Origin of the sequence: Pseudomonas haemolytica, assembly GCF_009659625.1 — a bacterium.
GTDB classification, from domain to species: Bacteria; Pseudomonadota; Gammaproteobacteria; order Pseudomonadales; family Pseudomonadaceae; genus Aquipseudomonas; species Aquipseudomonas haemolytica.
The window spans coordinates 1-1170 of record NZ_VOIW01000017.1 but is presented as its reverse complement, the minus strand read 5'-3'; the positions used below and the strand labels follow the sequence as shown (position 1 = coordinate 1170).

Here is a 1170-nt window from a genome sequence, read left to right as displayed (position 1 = left end):
TCCCAGCTCAACGCGCCGCCGGTCTGGTACTCGATCACACGGGTTTCGAAGAAGTTCTTCTCTTTCTTCAAGTCCATGATCTCACTCATCCACGGGAACGGATTCGTCGTGCCTGGATACTCTTCCTTCAAGCCAATCTGCGACAGACGACGGTTAGCAATGAACTTGAGGTAGTCCTCCATCATTGCCGCGTTCATACCCAACACGCCGCGCGGCATGGTGTCGCGAGCGTATTCAATTTCCAGCTGCGTCCCTTGCAGGATCATCTGGGTCGCTTCTTCCTTCATCTCGGCATCCCACAGGTGTGGGTTTTCGATCTTGATCTGGTTGATCACATCGATACCGAAGTTCAGGTGCATCGACTCATCGCGCAGGATGTACTGGAACTGCTCGGCCACGCCGGTCATTTTGTTGCGGCGGCCCATGGACAAAATCTGGGTGAAGCCGCAGTAGAAGAAGATGCCTTCCAGTACGCAGTAGTAGGCGACCAGGTTGCGCAGCAGCTCTTTGTCGGTCTCGACGGTGCCGGTTTCGAACTTCGGATCGGAGATCGAACGGGTGTACTTCAGGCCCCAAGCCGCTTTCTTAGCGACCGACGGGATCTCGTGGTACATGTTGAAGATCTCGCCTTCATCCATGGCCAGGGATTCGATGCAGTACTGATAAGCGTGGGTGTGGATCGCCTCTTCGAACGCCTGGCGCAGGATGTACTGGCGGCATTCCGGGTTGGTGATCAGGCGGTACACGGCCAGGACCAGGTTGTTGGCAACCAGGGAGTCGGCGGTGGAGAAGAAGCCGAGGTTGCGCATGACGATGCGGCGTTCGTCGTCGGTCAGGCCTTCGGGGTTTTTCCACAGGGCGATGTCGGCGGTCATGTTGACCTCTTGCGGCATCCAGTGGTTGGCGCAGCCGTCGAGGTACTTCTGCCAGGCCCAGTCGTACTTGAAAGGCACGAGTTGGTTGAGGTCGGCGCGGCAGTTGATCATGCGTTTTTCATCAACGGCGACGCGGGCGGCGGAGCCTTCCAGCTCAGCGAGGCCTTCGGCGACGTCGAGTTTGTCCAGGGCAGCCTTGGCGCGGATGATCGCGGCGGAGTCGTTGGCGGTCACATTGCGCGCTTCCAAGGCGGCAGCGGCGCCGGCACCGTCGAGGCGGTCCATGTTGGCTTCG

At 58.9% G+C, this 1170-nt stretch carries 1 protein-coding gene; it reads right to left on the bottom strand.

Features of this window, described 5'->3' with window-relative positions; genetic code table 11:
- Positions 1-1160: ribonucleotide-diphosphate reductase subunit beta (locus tag FRT59_RS26920; RefSeq protein ID WP_198809885.1), on the bottom strand; the 1160-nt coding region annotated here is incomplete at its 3' end.
- Positions 1161-1170 lie beyond the last annotated feature (10 nt).